At 68.3% G+C, this 17,368-nt stretch carries 16 protein-coding genes; 13 read left to right on the top strand and 3 right to left on the bottom strand.

The annotated features are described in order from the left end of the window. The first annotated feature begins 5 nt into the window (after nucleotides 1–5). The 6 genes from HTY53_RS21560 to HTY53_RS21535 all read left to right on the top strand — a co-directional run bounded on the left by HTY53_RS21560 (nucleotide 6) and on the right by HTY53_RS21535 (nucleotide 6,889). Nucleotides 6–1,223, top strand: a complete 1,218-nt coding sequence (locus tag HTY53_RS21560; RefSeq protein WP_174108600.1) for an acyl-CoA dehydrogenase family protein — start codon at nucleotides 6–8, stop codon at nucleotides 1,221–1,223. Between the two features lie 36 nt (nucleotides 1,224–1,259). Then, complete coding sequence (locus HTY53_RS21555; RefSeq protein ID WP_174108598.1) at nucleotides 1,260–2,600, top strand: LLM class flavin-dependent oxidoreductase; 1,341 nt, start codon at nucleotides 1,260–1,262, stop codon at nucleotides 2,598–2,600. A 130-nt stretch (nucleotides 2,601–2,730) separates the two neighbouring features. Then, complete coding sequence (locus HTY53_RS21550) at nucleotides 2,731–3,561, top strand: MetQ/NlpA family ABC transporter substrate-binding protein (RefSeq protein WP_174108596.1); 831 nt, start codon at nucleotides 2,731–2,733, stop codon at nucleotides 3,559–3,561. 18 nt (nucleotides 3,562–3,579) lie between these two features. After that, nucleotides 3,580–4,443, top strand: a complete 864-nt coding sequence (locus HTY53_RS21545; RefSeq protein ID WP_174108594.1) for a methionine ABC transporter ATP-binding protein — start codon at nucleotides 3,580–3,582, stop codon at nucleotides 4,441–4,443. Continuing rightward, entirely contained in the window at nucleotides 4,424–5,080 is a 657-nt protein-coding gene (locus tag HTY53_RS21540) for a methionine ABC transporter permease (RefSeq protein WP_174108592.1), read from the top strand. Before HTY53_RS21545 ends, HTY53_RS21540 begins: the two co-directional genes overlap by 20 nt. Before the next feature lie 225 nt (nucleotides 5,081–5,305). Further along, on the top strand, nucleotides 5,306–6,889 hold the full coding sequence (locus HTY53_RS21535; protein ID WP_174108590.1) for a TerC family protein: 1,584 nt from the start codon (nucleotides 5,306–5,308) through the stop codon (nucleotides 6,887–6,889). A gap of 76 nt (nucleotides 6,890–6,965) precedes the next feature. Here the strand turns inward: HTY53_RS21535 and HTY53_RS21530 are convergent, their stop codons facing one another. From HTY53_RS21530 to HTY53_RS21520, 3 genes are all read right to left on the bottom strand, one after another. Further along, nucleotides 6,966–7,340 carry a hypothetical protein gene (locus HTY53_RS21530; RefSeq protein ID WP_174108588.1) on the bottom strand — a complete coding sequence of 125 codons (375 nt, stop codon included), beginning with the start codon at nucleotides 7,338–7,340 and terminating at the stop codon, nucleotides 6,966–6,968. A gap of 20 nt (nucleotides 7,341–7,360) precedes the next feature. After that, nucleotides 7,361–7,645 (bottom strand): hypothetical protein, encoded by a 285-nt coding sequence (locus HTY53_RS21525; protein WP_149320131.1) that lies wholly within the window; start codon nucleotides 7,643–7,645, stop codon nucleotides 7,361–7,363. Between the two features lie 102 nt (nucleotides 7,646–7,747). Continuing rightward, on the bottom strand, nucleotides 7,748–7,951 hold the full coding sequence (locus HTY53_RS21520) for a cold-shock protein (RefSeq protein WP_174108586.1): 204 nt from the start codon (nucleotides 7,949–7,951) through the stop codon (nucleotides 7,748–7,750). A 471-nt stretch (nucleotides 7,952–8,422) separates the two neighbouring features. On the opposite strand from HTY53_RS21520, the gene kdpF reads away from it, so the two are divergent. From kdpF to HTY53_RS21485, 7 genes are all read left to right on the top strand, one after another. Beyond that, nucleotides 8,423–8,512 carry a K(+)-transporting ATPase subunit F gene (gene kdpF, locus HTY53_RS21515; RefSeq protein ID WP_174108585.1) on the top strand — a complete coding sequence of 30 codons (90 nt, stop codon included), beginning with the start codon at nucleotides 8,423–8,425 and terminating at the stop codon, nucleotides 8,510–8,512. Then, nucleotides 8,512–10,320 carry a potassium-transporting ATPase subunit KdpA gene (gene kdpA / locus HTY53_RS21510; RefSeq protein ID WP_174108584.1) on the top strand — a complete coding sequence of 603 codons (1,809 nt, stop codon included), beginning with the start codon at nucleotides 8,512–8,514 and terminating at the stop codon, nucleotides 10,318–10,320. Before kdpF ends, kdpA begins: the two co-directional genes overlap by 1 nt. A gap of 90 nt (nucleotides 10,321–10,410) precedes the next feature. Next, on the top strand, nucleotides 10,411–12,609 hold the full coding sequence (gene kdpB / locus HTY53_RS21505; RefSeq protein ID WP_174108583.1) for a potassium-transporting ATPase subunit KdpB: 2,199 nt from the start codon (nucleotides 10,411–10,413) through the stop codon (nucleotides 12,607–12,609). 86 nt (nucleotides 12,610–12,695) lie between these two features. Beyond that, entirely contained in the window at nucleotides 12,696–13,349 is a 654-nt protein-coding gene (kdpC, locus tag HTY53_RS21500) for a potassium-transporting ATPase subunit KdpC (RefSeq protein ID WP_174108582.1), read from the top strand. Between the two features lie 69 nt (nucleotides 13,350–13,418). Next, nucleotides 13,419–16,274: a sensor histidine kinase gene (locus HTY53_RS21495; protein WP_174108581.1), complete on the top strand. Its 2,856-nt coding sequence runs from the start codon at nucleotides 13,419–13,421 to the stop codon at nucleotides 16,272–16,274. Between the two features lie 39 nt (nucleotides 16,275–16,313). Further along, nucleotides 16,314–17,009 (top strand): two-component system response regulator KdpE, encoded by a 696-nt coding sequence (gene kdpE / locus HTY53_RS21490; protein WP_174108580.1) that lies wholly within the window; start codon nucleotides 16,314–16,316, stop codon nucleotides 17,007–17,009. 152 nt (nucleotides 17,010–17,161) lie between these two features. Continuing rightward, a partial coding sequence (locus HTY53_RS21485; RefSeq protein ID WP_217435704.1) for a TorF family putative porin occupies nucleotides 17,162–17,368 on the top strand: 207 nt, incomplete at its 3' end.

The raw sequence follows: 17,368 nt of genomic DNA, 5'->3' as shown, positions 1-17,368 counted from the left end.
TGCCAATGAATGCCCCGTTGGACTTCGATGCGCGCCACGCTTTGCAGGCCGTGCTGGAGTCGCTACCCGAACTCGCGCAGAAGATCGGTTCCGATGCCGCCGCGCGCGAAGCGCGGCGCCTGCTGCCCTACGAGGGCTTTGCGCTGTTTCGTCAGTCCGGTCTGGGCCTGCTGCGAATCCCGGTGGAGCACGGCGGGCTGGGCGGCTCGCTGGTCGATCTGTTCGAGGTGATCGCGACCATCGCGGCGCACGAGTCCAATGTCGCGCATGCCTTGCGGATCCATTTCGATCAGACCGAATCGCTGCGGCTTTCGCCGCGCTCGGCGTTCAACGACCTGCAGGTGCAGCGCATCATCGGCGGCGCGATCTTCGGTGGGGCATCCACCGAGGTCGGCACCGCGCGGCCTGGAGAGATCACCACTGCGCTGCGGCGCGACGGCGACCATTACCGGCTGTCGGGCCGCAAGTACTACTCCACCGGCACCGCGTTCGCCGACTATGCGCGGATCAACGTCAAGGATGCCGACGGCGGAGACGCGTCGATCATCATCCCGACCGATCGCCCCGGCTTCAGCGTGGTGGATGACTGGGATGGCATGGGCCAGCGCATGACGGCCAGCGGCAGCCTGGTGTTTGAGGACGTACAGGTGTTTGCCGACGAGGTGACCCGACGCGGCAACAGCACGCTGGTGGGCCGCCATTGCGGCGCGCTGCGCCAGCTGCATCTGGTCGCGGTGGCGGCCGGCATCGTGCGCAACGCGTGGGCCGATGCGCGGCGCTATGTGCAGCAGCACGGCCGACCCGTGCTGCACAGTCCGGCGCCGTCCGCGCGCGAGGACCATTTCATCCAGCAGGTGATCGGCGATCTGGCCGCGCACAGCCATGCGATGGACGCGCTGGTCCGCGAGAACGCGCGCGTGCTCGACCGTTCCGCCGATGCGCTGCAGAGCGGCAAGGACGATGCCGAGGCGCTGGTGCTGCAGGGCGCGCTGGCGACCGCGCAGACGCAGCTGGTGGTCAGCAAGCTGGCGCTGCACGTCGGCGAGCGGATGTTCGAGGCCGGCGGGGCGTCGTTCACCGCGAGGCGCTACAACTTCGACCGCCACTGGCGCAATCTGCGCACCATCTTCAGCCACAACCCGCTGCTGCACAAGGCGCGCGTCGTGGGGGCCTACCACCTGAACGGCGAGACCACCCACCTGACCGAAGGCCGGGTGTTCTGAACCATGTTCCGCGCCATGAGCAATGGGAAATCAGCGATGACATCGACCACACCGCCGCGCCAGCTGCACCTGAACATCAACGCGTTGCATTCGGGCTTCGTACCCTCGGCATGGCGCCTGCCTGACAGCGATCCGCGCGCCTTCTTCGACGTGCAGCATTACGTCCGCGTGGCGCGTATCGCCGAGGCCGCGAAGTTCGATGCGATCTTCCTCGCCGACAACGCCGCGATCGCCGACCAGATTCATTTTCGCCCCATTACTGCGCTGGAGCCGACGTTGCTGCTGGCCTGCGTCGCCGCAGCGACCACGCATATCGGGCTGGTGGCCACCGTATCGACCAGCTACAACGAGCCCTACAACGTCGCGCGGCGTTTTGCGACGCTTGACCATGTCAGCGGCGGCCGCGCCGGATGGAACGTGGTGACCACCGCCGATGCGGGCTCGGCGCGCAATTTCGGCCGGGCCGCGCCGCCGGATCACGGTCAGCGCTACGCGCGCGCCGATGAGTTCACGGCGCTGGTCAAGGCGCTCTGGGACAGCTGGGAAGACGATGCCTTCATCGGCGACAAGCTTGGCGGGCGCTTCGTCGATACCGCGAAGCTGCAGCCGGTTGCCCATCATGGCGCGTTCTTCGACGTGCACGGTCCGCTGAACCTGCCGCGGCCGCCGCAAGGCCATCCCGTACTGTTCCAGGCCGGCGGTTCCGACGATGGCCGCGAACTGGCGGCGCGCCATGCCGAGGCCGTGTTTTCGGCCGCGCAGTCGTTCGACGAGGCGCTGGCCTACAAGCGCGCAATCAATGCGCGCGCCGAAGCGCTGGGGCGGGGCGCAGACGCTGTCAAGGTGCTGCCGGGTCTGACGACGATCATCGGCGCCACCGAGGCGCAGGCACGGCAGCGGCGCGATGCGCTGGTCGATCTGATTCCGTGGGACTACAGCCTGAACCGCCTTGCCGGCACGCTCGGCATCGACGTCGAACGGCTCCAGCTTGATGCGCCCTTGCCCGACGACCTGACCTTGCCGGCCAACGGCAACCACACGTTCTTCCGCGCGACGCTGGCAGCCGCGCGGCGACAGAACCTGACGGTGCGCGAGCTGATCCGCGAGCTGGCGGGCGGCGGCGGGCATCGCGTGATCGTCGGCACACCAGAACAGATCGCCGACGACATCGAGCACTGGTTCCGCCATGGCGCCGCCGATGGCTTCAACCTGATGCCCGATGCCTTGCCCGATGGCCTGCAGGACTTCGTCGACGGCGTGGTGCCGATCCTGCAGCGGCGCGGCATCTTCCGTACCGAATACGGGGGCTCGACGCTGCGCGACCATCTGCGGCTGGCGCGTCCGGCCGGCAGGGCACCGGCGCGCGCCGCTGCATGATCGCTGCCAGATTGCTGCCTGATTGCTGCCTGGTCGACCCTTTGCACCGGCTCGCGCGAATCTCCTTTCGGGCCTTCGTGCAGGCCGCTCATTCCTCGACTGTGGACCTTCACTTGTTCTCCGACAAACCATGACACGACGCTCCCTGCTTGCCGCCCTCGCTTCCCTTGTCATCGCGCTGACCGCGCTTGCCCCGCTGGCGCCGCGCAGCGCCCACGCGCAGTCCGGCGATCGTCCGCTCAAGGTCGGCGTGCGCGGCGGCGTCGACGAGGAGATCTGGGAAGTGGTGACGCGCGTGGCCGCGAAGCAGGGGCTGAAGGTGCAAACCATCGTCATCACCGGGACCGCCAGCCCCAACGAGGCGCTGAACAACGGCGATCTCGACGCCAATGCCTTCCAGCACATTCCCTTCCTGCGCGACCAGATCCGGCAGCGGGGCTACCAGATCGTGGATGTCGGCAATACGCTGATCTCGCCGATCGCGTTCTACTCGCGCAAGGTCAAGTCGCTCGAGGCCCTGCCGACCGGCGCGCGCATCGGCATTCCCAACGATCCGAGCAACCAGACCCGCGCGCTGGTGATCCTGCGCGACCACGGGCTGATCCAGCTCAAGCCCGGCTTCGATCCCTATACCGGCACGGCGTCGCTGGCGGACATCACCGCCAATCCGAGAAAGCTCGAGTTCGTCGAAAGCGCCTCGGTGGTGCTGCCGCGCGCGCTGCCCGACGTCGACGCGGCGGCGATCGTCAATACCTTCGCGTATCAAGCCGGCCTGATCGCCACGCGCGACGGCATCGCCGTCGAGAAGAAGGAGCGCAATCCGTATGTGAACGTGATCGCGGTGCGCGAGAAGGATCGGCATGCGCCGTGGGTGCCGCGGCTGATCAAGGCCTACCAGTCCGACGAGGTGCGCCAGTTCATCCAGACCCGATACCAGGGATCGGTGATTCCTGCCTTCTGACGACCCGAGGGAGCTGCCATGCATGCCGATCTGCCATTGCGACGAGCCGAACCTCATATCGTGTTCGACTCGATCGGCAAGACCTACACCGGCTCCGCCACGCCGGCGCTGGACGATATCTCGTTCGCGATCGGCCGCGGCGAGCGCTTTGGCATCATCGGCCGCAGCGGCGCCGGCAAGTCGACGCTGTTGCGCACCATCAATATGCTGGAGCGCCCCGACGTCGGCCGCCTTCGCGTCGACGGCCGCGATATCGGCGAGCTCGACGAGAACGGGCTGGTGGCGCTGCGCCGCCGGATCGGCATGATCTTCCAGCATTTCAATCTGCTGTCGGCCAAGACCGTGTTCGACAACGTCGCGCTGCCGTTGCGCGTGGCCGGTGTGCCGCGCCATGACATCGCCGTGCGCGTGATGGAACTGCTGGAGCTGGTCGGACTCGCCGACAAGGCGCGCGCCTATCCGGCGATGCTCTCCGGCGGACAGAAGCAGCGCGTCGGCATCGCGCGCGCGCTGGTGCATCGGCCCGAGATCCTGCTGTGCGACGAAGCGACCTCGGCGCTGGACCCGGAGTCCACCGAGCAGATCCTGGCGCTGCTGCGCGATATCAACGAACGCTTCGCACTGACCGTGGTGCTGATCACGCATGACATGGCGGTGATTCGCGAGGCGTGCGAGCGCGTGCTGGTGCTCGATCGGGGCCGCATCGTCGAACAGGGCCCGGTCTGGCAGGTCTTTGCCGAGCCGCGCGCCGAAGCCACCGTTGCACTGCTGCGGCCGCTGCGGCGGCACATGCCGTCACCCGAGGCCGCCAACCGTGCGGCATCGAAACCGATACCGCAAACCGCAGAGGAGATCGCGTTCGATGCTGCTGCCCATGACTGACAAATACCTGAAGGCGCTTGGCGAGACGCTGCTGATGACCACCAGCGCCTGCGCGGTGGTGTTCGTCGCCGGCATGGCGCTGGCGATCGTGCTGACCGTCACCGCGCCCGGCGGCCTGGCGCCGCGGGCGCGGCTGCATCGCGTGCTGTCGGTGCTGGTCAATGTGTTTCGCTCGATTCCCTTCATCATCCTGCTGGTGGCGATGCTGCCGGTCACCCGCATGATCGTCGGCACCACGATGGGCACCTGGGCCGCGGTGGTGCCGCTCAGCGCCCACCTGATTCCGTTCTTTGCGCGCATCTCGCAGGTCGCGCTCAACGAGATCGACCGCGGCCTGGTCGAGGCGGCCAGGGCAATGGGATGCCGCCGCTGGCATATCGTTCGCCATGTGCTGCTGCCCGAGGCGATGCCTGCGATCATCGGCGGCGCCACGGTGACCGTGATCGCGATGATCGGCTCCTCCGCGATGGCGGGGGCGGTCGGCGCCGGCGGCCTCGGCGATCTGGCGATCCGCTATGGCTACGAGCGCTACGAAACCGCCGTGATGTTCCATGTGATCGGGATCCTGATCGCCCTGGTCACGCTGGTGCAGTTCGCCGGCGAACGGCTGGCGCGGCGGTTCGATCATCGGCGATAGGCGGAACGGCGGCGAGGCTCCCATCGCCGGGCCGAAGCGGCCGCAGGTTCCCACACCGTCATGACGCCGGCCTTGGCCGGGCCGGCATGGCCTGCGCCGCAGTCCTTGTCATCCTGACTCCTATTGACGCGGGAACCCGCCCCGGCCCTACACTGTGGCGTATCCGGTTCCCGCGGCCGTCCTGTTGGCCGTGCCGTGCCCCTTGCCCAACACGACGACGCTCACATGGAATGGCTGACTGACCCCACGATATGGATTGGCCTGGCGACGCTGATCGTGCTCGAGATCGTGCTCGGCATCGACAACCTGGTGTTCATCGCGATCCTGGCCGACAAGCTGCCGCCGGACCAGCGCGACAGGGCACGCATCATCGGCCTGTCGCTGGCGCTGTTCATGCGGCTGGGGCTGCTGTCGGTGATGTCGTGGCTGGTCACGCTGACGCGGCCCCTGTTCGCGCTCGGGCCGCTCGAGTTCTCGGGGCGGGACCTGATCCTGCTCGGCGGGGGCATCTTCCTGCTGGTCAAGGCCACGCTGGAGCTGCACGAGCGGATCGAAGGCAAGCCCGAGCATGAGGTCGAGAAGCCCGCCTATGCGGGCTTCTGGCTGGTGGTGACGCAGATCGTCATTCTGGACGCGGTGTTTTCGCTGGACTCGGTGATTACCGCGGTCGGCATGGTGGACCATCTGAGCGTGATGATGGTAGCGGTGGTGGTCGCCATTGCGGTGATGCTGTTCGCCTCCAAGCCGCTGACGCGCTTCGTCAACGCGCACCCTACCGTGGTGGTGCTGTGCCTCAGTTTCCTGCTGATGATCGGTCTGAGCCTGGTCGCCGATGGGTTGGGCTTCCATATTCCGAAGGGCTATCTGTACGCGGCGATCGGCTTCTCGGTGGCCATCGAGGCGCTGAACCAGCTGGCCCGCCGCAATCTGCTGCGCTACGAGGCGCGCCGGCCGATGCGGCAGCGCACCGCCGATGCGGTGCTGCGTTTGCTTGGGGCGCGACGCGCGGCCGAAGGCGAGGCCGGCGAGCCGGTCAGGCCCGACACCGCCGCGCCGGCCACTTTCGCACCGGAGGAGCGCACCATGGTCAGCGGCGTGCTGTCGCTGGCCGAGCGCTCCGTCCGCTCCATCATGACGCCGCGCTCCGAACTGTCGTGGATCGATATCGAGCAGGACGCCGACACGCTGCGCCGCCAGATCCTGGCGACGCCGCACAGCTTCTTTCCGGTCTGCCGCGGGCAGCTGGACGATATCCTTGGCGTGGCGCGCGGCAAGGACCTGATCGGCACCTTGGCCGAGCAGGGCCGCATCGATGAAGCGAGCCTGCGGCCGCCGATCGTGGTGCCGGAGTCGATCCGCATCCTGCCGCTGATGGAGACGCTGCGCGCCTCGCGCGGCCAGCTGGTGCTGGTGACCGACGAATACGGCGCGGTGCTGGGCGTGGTCACGCCGGTCGATGTGCTGGAGGCGATCGCGGGCGAATTCCCCGACGAGGACGAACATCCGACCATCGCCGTGGCGGGGGAAGGGCGCTGGCTGATCGACGGCAGCGCCGATCTGCATGCGGTTGCCCATGTGCTGGAGCTTGGCGAACCGTGGACGCAATCGCAGGGGCGCTATGCCTCGCTGGGCGGGCTGCTGCTGGACCGCTTCGGCATCGTGCCGCCCGCGGGCAGTGCGATCGATCTCGACGGCTATCGCTTCACGGTGGTCGAGGCCACCGAGCGGCGCATCGATCGTATCGAAGTGGTGCGCCTGGGCGCCGAATCGGTGCAGGCGGCCGTCGATGCCGAGCAGCGGGAGCGCTGATCGAAATCGGCGGTGCGGGCGCTGCTACGCCCACCCGTACGCCCGCCCGTACGTTCAGTCCTATTGGCTCTGGCCCTCAGACGCCGAACGATTGCAGCCGCGAGCGGGCTGGCCGGCTGGCGTCGCGCGATCGTACCGGGCGCAGTTCTCCTTGCCACGGTGCGGCCAGCACATCGAGCAGATGATCGCCGACGACGGTCTTGTCGTGCAGCGCGTCGCGCAGCGCCTGGCCGATGGCCATCCGGCACAGCGCTTCGCCGTCGCGCGTCAGCGCGCGCAGGTCCGCCGCCGCATCGGCGCGGATCGAGAACGAGCGTCGGCCAACGCCGACGAAGCTGGTGAAGCGCACGCAATCGCATTCGCCGGAACCGGCGAAATTGACGCTGACATGGTAGGCGAGGCTCGATCCGGCCCATGGCAACGTACAGAGGTAACTGACGGCTTCGCTCATGGCGGGCTCGCTTTGGCGTTTCAGGCCGTGGGCAGCGTTTCGGTCGGGACCAGGCCGTCGATGATGGCGCGGCCGTAGTCGACGGCGGCGCGTCGGGCGGTGCCGACGTTCTCGCACGAGCCGCTGGTCAGGCGGTACAGGCGGGATTGCTCGTTGCCCGGCGGCTGGCCTTCGATGCAGATCATCACCGAAACATCGAAAGCAAGCTCAGGCTTGGTGCGCGGCCATGTCTGCACCGGTGTGCGCCGGTAGACCAGGGGATAGAGCTCATAGCCCTTGTAGCTGGCGGTCGGAAGGGAGTCCATGCATCGCTCCTGTTGAACAACGTGGACGCCGGCTTGCTGCAATCAGCAAAAAAGCCACCGGCAATAAAAAACCCCGCAAGCGCGGGGTTTTCGTGGCAAGCGTCAGATCGGTTCGATCTTCGTGGCGGCCGGGCCCTTCTGGCCGGCGCCGCGCACGTAGCGCACCTTCTGTCCTTCCTGCAGCGACTTGAAGCCGTTGCCTTGAATTTCCGAGAAATGCGCGAACAGGTCGTCGCCGCCGGCGTCCGGCGTAATGAAGCCGAAGCCCTTGGAATCGTTAAACCACTTTACGGTACCAGTATCCATGTGTATCTCCTGGATTGTTCCCATCGGACGAATGTCCCGAGGGGCATGACGATCAAGAAGAAACATGGAGAAGAAGTGGCGGAGCCGGGGGCGGCCAACTCGGTAATCGACGTGCTTGCTTGAAGATCCTGCGGTTCCCGTTATACAGGTCATGCGCCGGGCTGTCAAAACAATGCGGCAAATCCATTGACGGATACCGGCTGCCGCATCTTTATACCTTCTTTACGGCACCCCTCGACCTTTCTACCCCGTTTTTAGCCGTCCGTCCCTAATCTGCAGGCCAGTATCACTCTCGGTATTAGCCATGGACGGGATATTCCTGATCGTACTGGCCGGCTTCGCCGGTCTCTGCGCCGCGCTGCTGCGGCTATGCGTCGTGCTGGCGCCGCGCGCTGCAGCCCATACGGGGCCTCACGGTCCGGCGAACGACACGCTGCCTGCGGGCAGCGCGACCCCGGGCAGGGGGCAACGATGAACTGGACCGATCTGCTGGCTGCGGCGATGGCTGCAGGCATTTTCCTCTATCTGCTGATCGCGCTGCTGCGCCCGGAGAAATTCTGATGACCACGCAGTTCATGGGCCTGCTGGCCCTGTTTCTCGCCATCCTGATGGCGCTGGCGCCGGTGGTCGGACGCTATCTGCGCCGCGCCGTCGAGGACGGCCAATACGCATTGACCGCATGGGGACGGCCCGTCGAACGCCTGCTCTATCGCGCCGCGGGCCTGCGCGCCGATACCGAGATGGGCTGGCAGCGGTATGCCATTGCCGTGCTCGCGTTCAACGTGCTGGGCGTGGCGGTCGTCTATGGCCTGCAGCGGCTGCAGGGCGTGCTCCCGCTCAATCCCCAGGGCTTCGGCCCGGTGTCGCCCGACTCCGCGTTCAACACGGCGATCAGCTTTGTCGCCAACACCAACTGGCAGGGCTATGCCGGCGAATCGACAATGGCCTATCTGACGCAGATGCTGGGCCTGACCGTGCAGAACTTCGTGTCGGCGGCGACCGGCATCGCGGTGGTGTTTGCGCTGATCCGCGGCTTTGCGCGGCAGAGCGCGGCGACCATCGGCAACTTCTGGGTCGACATGACCCGGACCACGCTCTATGTGCTGATGCCGATCGCCACGGTCATCGCGCTGGCCCTGGCCAGCCAGGGCGTGATCCAGAACTTCGACGCCTACAAGCCGGTGTCGATGGCGTCCGCGGTCGAATACACGGTGCCGCGGACCGATGCCGCAGGGCAGCCGGTACTGGACACCGAGGGCCGGCCTGTTGCCGAGCGGGTCCGCACGGACCAGCAGACGCTGGCCATGGGCCCGGTCGCGTCGCAGGAAGCGATCAAGATGCTGGGCACCAACGGCGGCGGCTTCTTCAACGCCAACTCGGCGCATCCGTTCGAGAACCCGACCGCACTGGCGAACCTGATCGAGATGCTGGCGATTTTCCTGATCCCCGCCGCGCTGTGCTTCACCTTTGGCGAGATGGTCGGCGACCGCCGCCAGGGCATCGCCGTGCTGGCATCGATGGCCGTGATTTTCGTCGCGATGGCGTGCGTGGCGGCGCTGGCCGAGCAGCAGGTCAACCCCGCGCTGTCGGGATTGCCGGTGGACAGCCTCGCCTCGGCCTGGCAGGACGGCGGCAATATGGAAGGCAAGGAAACGCGCTTCGGCCTGGCGGCATCGGCGCTGTTCGCCACGGTCACCACCGCGGCGTCGTGCGGGGCCGTCAATGCGATGCACGATTCGTTCACCGCGATTGGCGGACTGGTGCCGATGCTGCTGATGCAGCTTGGCGAGGTCGTGTTCGGCGGCGTCGGCTCGGGCCTGTACGGCATGCTGGTGTATGCGGTGCTGGCCGTGTTCATCGCTGGCCTGATGATCGGCCGCACGCCCGAATATCTCGGCAAGAAGATCGAGGCCTACGAGATGAAGATGGCCGCGGTCGTGATCCTGGTCACGCCGTTGCTGGTGTTGCTGGGCACCGCGGTGGCGGTGATGGCCGATGCCGGCCGCGCCGGCGTGCTGAACCCCGGCACGCACGGGTTCTCGGAGATCCTGTACGCGCTGTCCTCGGCCGCCAACAACAACGGCAGTGCGTTCGCCGGGCTGTCCGCGAACACGCCGTTCTACAACACGCTGCTCGCGGTGGCGATGTGGTTCGGCCGCTTCTGGATCATCATCCCCGTCCTTGCGATGGCCGGCACTCTCGCGGCAAAGAAGCGCGTGCCCGCGGGCGCCGGCACCATGCCCACGCACGGGCCGCTGTTCGTCGTGCTGCTGGTCGGCACGGTGTTGCTGGTCGGGGCCCTGACCTATGTGCCGTCGCTCGCCCTCGGGCCGGTTGCCGAGCAACTGCAGGGCGCCGTCGTTCGATGAGCCGTCCGATCCCGTCATGACAATGGACGCCGTGCCGATGCTGTTCGCGCTGGCGTCCCCCCATTTTCTCTAGCGCACTGCGGAGATCCCATGCAACAAGAATCGAAGGCCAACGTGGCCAGGATTGGCAGTCCCGCGGCCGGCGCGCCGCAGGCCGAACGCCGTTCGGCCCTTCCCGAGCGCGCCCCGGCGCGCGGCATGCTGGCGCCGCAGCTGCTGAAGCCGGCGCTGATCGCGGCATTGCTGAAGCTGTCGCCGCGCCAGCAGCTGCGCAACCCGGTGATGTTCGTCGTCTATGCCGGCAGCATCCTGACCACGGTGCTGTTCCTGCGCGCCGCCTTTGCGCCAGCGTCCTCTGGCAGCGAAAGCCCCGGCTTCATCCTCGCCGTGTCGGTCTGGCTCTGGTTCACGGTGCTGTTCGCCAACTTTGCCGAGGCGCTGGCCGAAGGGCGCAGCAAGCAGCAGGCGGCGGCGCTGCGCGGCCTGCGCACGACGGTGACCGCCCGTGTACTGAAGGACGGCCGGCGCGGCAGCGCGACGGAGTCGCGCGCGGCCACGGCGCTGCGCCGCGGCGATGTGGTGCTGGTCGAGGCCGGCGAGATGATTCCCGGCGATGGGGAGGTGATCGATGGGGTCGCGTCGGTCGACGAAAGCGCGATCACCGGCGAATCGGCGCCGGTGATCCGCGAATCGGGCGGCGACTTCTCGTCGGTGACCGGCGGCACGCGCGTGCTGTCCGACTGGATCGTGGTGCGCATCACCGCGAATCCGGGGGAAAGCTTCATCGATCGGATGATCACGATGGTCGAAGGCGCGAAGCGCCAGAAGACGCCCAACGAGCTGGCGCTGACCATCCTGCTGGTGGGCCTGACCATCGTGCTGCTGCTCGCCACGGCGACGCTGCAGCCGTTCTCCGTCTACAGCGCGCTGGTGGCCAAGGCCGGCGTGCCGGTGACCGTCACCGTGCTGGTGGCGCTGCTAGTCTGCCTGATCCCGACCACGATCGGCGGCCTGCTGTCCGCGATCGGCGTGGCCGGCATGAGCCGGATGATGGCGGCGAACGTGATTGCCACTTCCGGACGCGCGGTGGAAGCGGCGGGCGACGTCGACGTGCTGCTGCTCGACAAGACCGGCACCATCACGCATGGCAATCGCCAGGCCTCGCGCTTCATCGCCGCACCGGGCGTGGCCCCGGCCCGGCTGGCGGAGGCAGCGTGGCTGTCGTCGCTGGCCGACGACACGCCGGAAGGGCGCAGCATCGTCGCGCTGGCCCGCCAGCAGGCGCAGTGGCGCACGTCGGACGTGGCGCAGCGCAATGCCAGCTTCGTGCCCTTCACCGCGCAGACGCGGATGAGCGGCGTGGACCTGCACGAGAACGGCGTGCCGCGCCACGTCCGCAAGGGCGCCGCCGATGCCGTGCGCCGCTACGTGACCGAGCGCGCCGGCAAGTTTCCCGACGCGGTGGCGCAGGCGGTGGAGGAGGTCGCGCGCGCCGGCAGCACGCCGCTGGTCGTGGCGGACGAGCACGGCAGCGAGCACGGTGGCGATATTCGCGTGCTCGGCGTGATCGAGCTGAAGGACGTCGTCAAGACCGGCATCCGCGAGCGTTTCGGCGAGCTGCGCAAGATGGGCATCAAGACCGTGATGATCACCGGCGACAACCGCCTGACCGCGGCCTCGATTGCCGCCGAGGCCGGCGTCGACGACTACCTGGCCGAGGCCACACCCGAGGCCAAGCTGAAGCTGATCCGCCAGTACCAGGCCGAAGGCAGGCTGGTGGCGATGACCGGCGACGGCACCAACGACGCGCCGGCGCTGGCCCAGGCCGACGTCGCGGTGGCGATGAACAGCGGCACGCAGGCCGCCAAGGAGGCCGGCAACATGGTCGACCTCGACAGCAATCCGACCAAGCTGATCGAGATCGTCGAGATCGGCAAGCAGATGCTGATGACGCGCGGCTCGCTGACCACCTTCAGCGTGGCCAACGACATCGCCAAGTACTTCGCCATCATTCCGGCCGCCTTCGCCTCGACCTACCCGCAGCTGGCATTGCTGAACGTGATGGGGCTGTCCACGCCGGCGTCGGCAATCCTGTCCGCGGTGATCTTCAACGCGCTGATCATCGTCGTGCTGATTCCGCTGGCGCTGAAGGGCGTGGCTTACCGGCCGCTGGGTGCCGCGGCGCTGCTGCGCCGGAACCTGCTGGTCTACGGCCTCGGCGGCATCCTGGTGCCGTTCGCCGGCATCAAGCTGATCGACATGCTGCTGACGCTGCTGGGCTGGGTCTGATTGCAGGGGCGCGGCGTCACCGAGCCACCGAGCCACCGAGTCACCGGACCATCGGATCACCGAACCACACAAGGACATCGACCATCATGAACACCAACGCATCGCCGCAGGCCGCGTTCGTCCCCGCACCGCAACCGGGCCTGCTGCGCCCGCTGCTGACCGTCTTCGTCGCGCTGTCGGTGCTGACCGGCCTGCTGTATCCGGCCGTCGTCACCGGCCTCGCCCAGGGCCTGTTTCCCCATCAGGCGGCCGGCTCGCTGATCGTCAAGGATGGCAGGACCATCGGTTCGGCGCTGATCGGGCAGCCGTTCTCCGAACCGCGCTATTTCTGGGGCCGGCTGTCCGCCACGGCGCCGATGCCCTACAACGCGGCGGCCTCGGGCGGCTCGAATTTCGGCCCGAGCAATCCGGCGCTGGCCGACGCGGCGCGCGCGCGCATCGAGGCGCTGCGCACCGCCGACCCGGGCAACACGGCGCCGGTGCCGGTGGACCTCGTCACCGCCTCGGGCAGCGGCCTGGATCCGCATATCAGCCCGGCTGCGGCCGAGTATCAGGCGGCGCGCGTCGCCCGCGCGCGGGGCCTGCCGCTGGAGCAGGTACGCCAGCTGATCGCCGCCCATACCAATCGGCCCGCCCTGGCGGTGCTGGGCGATGCCGGCGTCAACGTGCTGGGGCTGAACCTGGCGCTCGATGCGCTCGGCCCGAATGCGGTCGACCGCAATGCGCCAGGCCCGAAGTAGTGCGGCACGGGCCGTGGCAGAATGGCCTTCCCCTTGTCCTTGCCTTGGCCCAGCCCGGTTGAATTGCCGATGACCGCAGCCGAATTGCGCGATGCCGGTGCGCGCGCCGATCCCGACGCCCTGCTGCAGATCGTCCAGCAGGAGGGCGAGCGGGCCGCGCGCGGCAAGCTGCGCCTATATTTCGGCGCGTCGGCCGGCGTGGGCAAGACCTTCGCGATGCTGACCGCGGCAAGGGCAGCCATCGCGCAAGGCACCGATGTGGCGATCGGCGTGGTGGAGACCCATGGCCGCGCCGAGACCGAGGCGCTGCTGGCCGGGCTGGAGCGGCTGCCGATGCGCGACGTGCCCTACCGCGGCCGCGTGCTGCAGGAATTCGATCTCGACGGCGCGCTGGCGCGCCATCCCGCGCTGATCCTGGTCGACGAGCTGGCGCATTCGAATGCGCCAGGCAGCCGCCATCCCAAGCGGTGGCAGGACATCCAGGAGCTGCGTGCCGCCGGCATCGACGTCTGGACGACCGTCAACGTCCAGCACCTGGACAGCCTGAACGAAGCGGTCGGCGGCATCACTGGAATACGCGTCTGGGAGACCGTGCCCGACGCCGTGTTCGACGGCGCCGACGAGGTCGTGCTGGTGGACCTGCCGGCCGACGAATTGCTGCGCCGGCTGAAGGAAGGCAGGGTCTACCTGCCCGAGCAGGCGCGCCATGCCGCGCGCCATTTTTTCCGCAAGGGCAATCTGATCGCGCTGCGCGAGCTGGCGCTGCGCCGCACCGCCGAGCGCGTCGATCATGATGTTCGCGCGTGGCGGCAGTCCGAACCGGTGCAGCCGGTATGGCGCACGCGCGAGGCGGTGCTTGCCTGCATCGGCAGCGGCGACGATGCCGCGCAGGTCGTCAAGAGCGCGCGCCGGCTGGCGGGGCAACTCGATTGCGACTGGCATGTGGTGACGGTCGCCACGCCGCGGCTGGCGCCGCCATCGGAACGGGCCCGGGTCCGGCTCGAGGAGGCGATGCGGATGGCAGAGCAATTGGGCGCGCGCACCGAGACGCTCGCCGGCGCAGACATGGTGCAGGCGGTGGCCGGCTATGCGCGGCGCCACAATCTGACCAAGGTGCTGATCGGGCGCGCGCCGGGCGAATGGCGCCGTGGCGGCGCCTCGCTGGCCGAGCGCGCGCGTTCGCTGCTGGCCCTGGGGCTGTCGCCGCTGATCGGTGCGCCGGCGGCATGGTTCGGTCGGCGCAGCTTCGCCGACGCGCTCGCCATCGGCTGCCCCGAGATCGACATCATCCGCGTGGCCGCCGATACCACGCGCGCCGACCTGCGGCCGCGCCACGATGCCGCAGACCAGGTGGCCGAGGCCGGCACCGATGGCGCCGGGCGGCGCGACTATCTGTGGGCCGTGCTCTGGTGCGCCGGCGCCTCGGCGCTGTCGGCGCTGGCCACGCCGTGGTTCGACGTGGTCAATATCGCGATGCTGTTTCTCGCCGCGGTGATGGGCGTCGCGCTGCGGCATGGCCGCGGGCCGGCGGCATTGGCGTCGGTGCTGTCGGTCGCCGCGTTCGACTTCTTCTTCGTGCCGCCGCGGCTGTCGTTCGCCGTCACCGACGTGCAGTACCTGCTGACCTTTGTGGTGCTGCTGTCGGTCGGCCTGGTGATCGGCCAGCTGACCGCGGGGCTGCGCGAGCAGGCGCAGCTCGCGGTGCGGCGCGAGACCGATGCGCGCACGCTGTACGAGCTCGCGCGCGAGTTGTCGTCGGCGCTGACGCTGGACCAGATCGTACCGATCGGCAGCCGCTTCCTGCGGGCGGCCTTCGACGCCAATTCCGCGTTCTTCCTGACGTCGCCCGACGGCAAGCTGCTGCCGCCGGTGACGGACCCCGGGCAGCAGGACACCGCCGCGCGCACCGATTCGATCGACCGCGTGCTGGCGCAATGGGTGTTCGACCATGGCCAGCCCGCCGGCACGGGCACGCACACGCTGCCCGGCAGCACCGTGCTCTATCTGCCGCTGAAGGCGCCGATGCGCACGCGCGGCGTGCTGGCGGTGGAGCCCACCGCATGGCGCGCGTTCGCGCAGCCGGCGCTGCGGCGTCAGGTGGACGCGTTCTGCACGCTGATCGCGATCGCCATCGAGCGGCTGCACTATGTCGAGGTCGCGCAGCAGGCCCTGCTGTCGATGGAGTCGGAGCGGCTGCGCAGTTCGCTGCTGGCCGCCGTATCGCACGACCTGCGCACGCCGCTGACGAGCCTGATCGGCATGGCCGAGACGCTGCGGCGAACCGAGCCGCCGCTGGCGCCACCGGTCGCCGATACCGCCGCCGCGATGCTGGAGCAGGCGCAGCGGATGCGGACCATGGTGGTCAACCTGCTCGACATGGCGAGGCTGCAAAGCCACGACGTGCGGATGAACCGCGCGTGGCAGTCGGTCGAGGAGCTGGTCGGATCGAGCCTGGCAGCGATGCGCGAGGCGCTGTCGCGGCATCACATCGTGGTGGCCGACCTGTCTGGCGTGCCGCTGGTCGAATGCGATGCCGTGCTGATCGAGCGCGTGCTGTGCAATCTGCTGGAGAACGCGGGCAAGTACGCGCCGGCCGGAACCACGATCCGCCTGTCCGCCGAGGCCCGCGACAACGAGATCCGCATCATTGTGGAGGACGAGGGCCCGGGCGTGCCGGCCGGCAAGGAGCGGCAGATCTTCGAAAAGTTCACGCGCGGACAGCGCGAGTCGGCCACGACGGGCGTCGGTCTGGGGCTCGCTGTCTGCGAGGCGATCACGCACGCGCATGGTGGACACATCTGGGTCGAACCGGCGCTGTCCACGGAGCGGCAAGCCTTGCATGGGCCCGGAGCACGCTTCGTGGTCGCGTTGCCTCGCGGCAATCCGCCGGCCGTGGAGGCCGAGCCCGAGGCGCAGCGCCCCTGAGCCGGGGCACCCGATCGATCGGAAGGAAAATCACCCGTCATGCCATTCGAATTCTCTCCAACGGTGCTGCTGGTCGAAGACGAGCCGCATATCCGGCGTTTCGTGCGGACGACGCTCGAGGCCGAGGGCTGCACCGTACATGAGGCCGAGACGCTGAAGCGGGGGCTGATCGACGCCGGCACGCGGCAGCCCGATCTGGTGATCCTCGATCTCGGCCTGCCCGACGGCGATGGCGTCCAGCTGATCCGCGAGATGCGGAGCTGGACCCAGGTGCCGATCCTGGTGCTGTCCGCGCGCAGCGACGAAGCCGACAAGATCGTTGCGCTCGACGGCGGCGCCGACGACTATCTGACCAAGCCGTTCGGCGTGGGCGAGATGGTGGCGCGCGTGCGCGTGCTGCTGCGCCGGCATGCCCGGGCCAATCCGCAGGGCAGCCACCTGGTCGCCTTCGGCGACGTGCAGGTGGACCTGGCCAATCGCGTGATCACGCGCGCGGGGCAGCCGGTGCATCTGACGCCGATCGAGTATCGCCTGCTGTCGGTGCTGATCGCCCACCGCGGCAAGGTGATGACGCATCGCGAACTGCTGCGCGAGGTATGGGGGCCGTCGCAGTCGGAGAGCAGCCAGTACCTGCGCGTCTACATGGGCCATCTGCGCCACAAGCTCGAGCGCGATCCCGCGCAGCCCGTTCATCTGCTGACCGAGACCGGCATCGGCTATCGCTTCGCTGGGTGAGCGCGTGCGATCTGCGGCGGCGTGCCTTTACGCCGTTCGCATGCGCGGACCGAGGCTTTTGACACCGTTTTTACGCGTGCCCCTCTATCGTGGCGAGGGTCCCCAGCGGGACCGTTCACTTTGATCTCTTCTCGTACTTCGTCACGATTGCCATGACCCTATCGCACCATGCCGCCGCGGCGCTGCTGGCCGTACCCGCCTTCGCGCTGATTCTTCCGATGCCCGCCGCCGCACAGACCACCGCTGCGCAAACCGCCGAACACACGCTGACGGCCAATCTGTCGCTGGCCTCCGAATACCGCTACCGCGGCATCATGCAGACCAATCGCCGGCCGGCGATCCAGGGCGGTTTCGACTAC

The organism is Cupriavidus gilardii (assembly GCF_013314895.1).
In the GTDB taxonomy this organism is placed as follows: Bacteria; Pseudomonadota; Gammaproteobacteria; order Burkholderiales; family Burkholderiaceae; genus Cupriavidus; species Cupriavidus gilardii_C.
This window is presented reverse-complemented; position numbering and strand designations above follow the sequence as displayed.

Excerpts from the sequence above, each read along its gene's own strand:
- HTY53_RS21540 (WP_174108592.1), top strand. The coding sequence starts at position 4,424 with ATGCTGCTGCCCATGACTGACAAATACCTGAAGGCGCTTGGCGAGACG.
- HTY53_RS21550 (WP_174108596.1), top strand. The coding sequence starts at position 2,731 with ATGACACGACGCTCCCTGCTTGCCGCCCTCGCTTCCCTTGTCATCGCG.
- HTY53_RS21555 (WP_174108598.1), top strand. The coding sequence starts at position 1,260 with ATGACATCGACCACACCGCCGCGCCAGCTGCACCTGAACATCAACGCG.
- HTY53_RS21535 (WP_174108590.1), top strand. The coding sequence starts at position 5,306 with ATGGAATGGCTGACTGACCCCACGATATGGATTGGCCTGGCGACGCTG.
- HTY53_RS21560 (WP_174108600.1), top strand. The coding sequence starts at position 6 with ATGAATGCCCCGTTGGACTTCGATGCGCGCCACGCTTTGCAGGCCGTG.
- HTY53_RS21525 (WP_149320131.1), bottom strand. The coding sequence starts at position 7,645 with ATGGACTCCCTTCCGACCGCCAGCTACAAGGGCTATGAGCTCTATCCC.
- kdpA (WP_174108584.1), top strand. The coding sequence starts at position 8,512 with ATGACCACGCAGTTCATGGGCCTGCTGGCCCTGTTTCTCGCCATCCTG.
- HTY53_RS21545 (WP_174108594.1), top strand. The coding sequence starts at position 3,580 with ATGCATGCCGATCTGCCATTGCGACGAGCCGAACCTCATATCGTGTTC.
- kdpC (WP_174108582.1), top strand. The coding sequence starts at position 12,696 with ATGAACACCAACGCATCGCCGCAGGCCGCGTTCGTCCCCGCACCGCAA.
- HTY53_RS21495 (WP_174108581.1), top strand. The coding sequence starts at position 13,419 with ATGACCGCAGCCGAATTGCGCGATGCCGGTGCGCGCGCCGATCCCGAC.
- kdpF (WP_174108585.1), top strand. The coding sequence starts at position 8,423 with ATGAACTGGACCGATCTGCTGGCTGCGGCGATGGCTGCAGGCATTTTC.
- HTY53_RS21530 (WP_174108588.1), bottom strand. The coding sequence starts at position 7,340 with ATGAGCGAAGCCGTCAGTTACCTCTGTACGTTGCCATGGGCCGGATCG.
- kdpE (WP_174108580.1), top strand. The coding sequence starts at position 16,314 with ATGCCATTCGAATTCTCTCCAACGGTGCTGCTGGTCGAAGACGAGCCG.
- HTY53_RS21520 (WP_174108586.1), bottom strand. The coding sequence starts at position 7,951 with ATGGATACTGGTACCGTAAAGTGGTTTAACGATTCCAAGGGCTTCGGC.
- kdpB (WP_174108583.1), top strand. The coding sequence starts at position 10,411 with ATGCAACAAGAATCGAAGGCCAACGTGGCCAGGATTGGCAGTCCCGCG.